The sequence below is a fragment of the Streptomyces sp. NPDC021224 genome (assembly GCF_044332905.1).
GTDB lineage: Bacteria > Actinomycetota > Actinomycetes > Streptomycetales > Streptomycetaceae > Actinacidiphila.
The window spans coordinates 1-2,341 of record NZ_JBIRPW010000039.1 but is presented as its reverse complement, the minus strand read 5'-3'; the positions used below and the strand labels follow the sequence as shown (position 1 = coordinate 2,341).

Sequence of the window (2,341 nt, the reverse complement as noted above, 5' to 3'; positions counted from 1 at the left end):
GGGGACTCCAGGTGCACCAGCACCACAGTGCGGCGGCTCATCGCTGCTCCCCGGCTTTGTGTTCAGCGAGGTCCAGCGCCCAGGGAGCGCACTCGGCGAGCGCGGTGCGGATGGTCGCCAGATAGTCGTGCCGGGTAGTCAGGAGCGCGCTGCCTGCTCTTACGAGCTGTTCGCGTTCACGAGGAGTTGCCAGCAAGGCTCGGCGGATCGCCGCAGCCAGGTCGTCAGGGTCGCCGGGCTGGGCAGTGAAGCCGGTCGCACCGTCGATCACGGTCTGCGCGAGTCCTCCGGCCCGGGTGGCGACCACCGGGCTGGCCTTCGCCGCAAACGCTTCCAGGGGAATCCGTCCGAACGCCTCCTCCCGGGAGGGCACGATCACCGCCCGTAGCGCGCGGCTGTGGAGCCAACTGCGTATCGCCGGTGTGAAGGCGGTAACCAGCGTCGCGTCCAGCGCGCAGTCGCGGATGATGTCCATCAAAAGCTCCTGGTGGGCGTTCATCTGCCGCATGGAAGTGGTGGCGGCCAGTACCAAGTGCGGGAGGCGAGGACGCTGGCCGCGCATGAAAGTCAGGGCGAGGAGGAGGTCCTCGAATCCCTTCTCCGGAACGGCCCGGCCCATCGCCAGGAGGAAGCCGGCCCGTGCCCGGGCGGGAAGCGGCAGCACCGAGGAGGGCGGGGCTGTGTCCTCGTCCAGCAGCAGTCCGTTGGTCAGGTCGAGGAGGGCGCGGGGCGGCACGCCGTAGCCGTGGCCGAGATGCCACCGCATGTGCTGGGAGATCGCCGCGATCCGGCCGCCACGGGCAGCGGCCGAATGCAGACCTGCCCGCTCCCACCGGATACGGCCGCGGTCCTCGGGGTGAGCGAGCGCGGCGGTGGAGCGTGGCACCAGTAACAGGTCCACGCTGTCCGGGAGATATGGAGCCAACCCCAGGAAGGGCACGTCGAGCCCGATGAGCAGGCACCGGCCCGACCGCTGAGCAACCCGCGTGGCCTGTTCCGCCACCAGCCCGCACAGCGATTCGCAGCCGCTTACGGTCTCGGTGGACACGTGGCTGTCGGCGACGGCGAGGATGTCGGCTCCAGAGGCGTCCAGCCTCGACCGTACTCCGGCACTCCATCGCGGATCCCGGCGGCGACCAGCAGGTACGTGTGCCGGGACGACGGCGAGCCTTCCGTGGGGCAGCAGCCGGGTCAGGGCGTGCAGAAACGACCGGTTGCTGAAGCCGGTGCCGGAGTCTGCGCCGTAGAAACCGTCGTGCAGGGCGACGATGACGCGTGGGGGCGCGGGCGCGCTGGAGGCAGGAGGCCTGTTGGTCGGACGTCCGCGGACTGCTGTGCGTGAGCTTCCTGAGGTCACGACGTATCCCCTCCGGCGATTGCGGATGTGTGGGCGGCAGGCGCAGATCGCAGGAGGCACCAGGCCCGTGAGAGGTCGGTGCCGACGTCGAGGGACCACCTGGCAGCCAGGATCTGGACGATGCCCAGCCCCCGTCCCCCCTCCGCGTCGTCAGCGGGCAGTGCGGCCGCTGTGCGGTGTTCTGCTGCTTGGCCGCTGCCCCCGTCCGTGAGCGTGATCTCGACGTCAAGCAGGTCGCCTGGCCCGGCCGCCCAGTCGACGGCGAGCACCAGCGGCGGGCTGCCGGACCGGAAGGCGTTGGCGGCCAGCTCGGAGCAGATCAGTCGGGCACCGTCCACGAGGTCTGCGCGACTGTGCCCCGTGAGCGCGGCGACCGCCCCTTTGCGGGCGGCGTTGGCTGCGAGTGGGCTGAACGGCAGGTCCATGACCAGGCAGCCGCTGGATCGGGAGCCCGTCGGACGATCCAGCACGGTGCACGGCTGCTCGTAGAAGGCGTTCACGTGGCTGTCCAAGACCCGGTCCCTCCTCCGTCGGCTGCGAAGGCGACGCCTTCTGCCTGGGCTCAAGGACACCCGGTCCCGACACGTCGGCATCAGCCGATCAAGCGGTCAACTCGGTCAACTTCCGTGAAGGGGCGAGTGCTTGGTGTGACCGGGCGTCACGATGGTCGAGTTCCGGAACGGAAACCCCTCTGGACCGCGAGGCGGTGAGCGATGGGCACACGGACAGGCAAGCCGAACACCGCGCTGGCCGGTTGCCTGGAGGAACTGGGCTGGAGCCCGAAGGTTCTCGCCCGCAAGCTCAACCGGGTGTTCGGCGCTGGCACAGCGGCCGAATCCGCCCCCTACCACTGGCGCGACGCCGGAGCACTGCCCCGTTCGCCTCTGCCTGCGATGGCCGCCTACGTGTTGTCCCAGGAACTGGGAAGAGTCATATCGGTGGCCGAGCTGTGGCAGGCAAGGGCAGCCGACTCGCCCATGCTGA

General features: G+C 69.8%; 3 protein-coding genes. 1 reads left to right on the top strand and 2 read right to left on the bottom strand.

What is annotated here, in order from left to right; translation table 11 throughout:
• Positions 1–37: 37 nt before the first annotated feature.
• Together ACH4PY_RS37055 and ACH4PY_RS37050 are read right to left on the bottom strand one after the other, a co-directional pair.
• Positions 38–1,048 (bottom strand): glycosyltransferase, encoded by a 1,011-nt coding sequence (locus tag ACH4PY_RS37055; protein WP_398192926.1) that lies wholly within the window; start codon positions 1,046–1,048, stop codon positions 38–40.
• Positions 1,049–1,353: 305 nt separating this feature from the next.
• The gene (locus ACH4PY_RS37050; protein WP_398192925.1) at positions 1,354–1,869 is read right to left on the bottom strand and encodes an ATP-binding protein; all 516 of its coding nucleotides are present in this window, start codon (positions 1,867–1,869) and stop codon (positions 1,354–1,356) included.
• A 201-nt stretch (positions 1,870–2,070) separates the two neighbouring features.
• Here ACH4PY_RS37050 and ACH4PY_RS37045 point away from each other — a divergent pair.
• On the top strand, positions 2,071–2,341 hold a 271-nt coding region (locus ACH4PY_RS37045), incomplete at its 3' end, for a carph-isopro domain-containing protein (protein ID WP_398192924.1).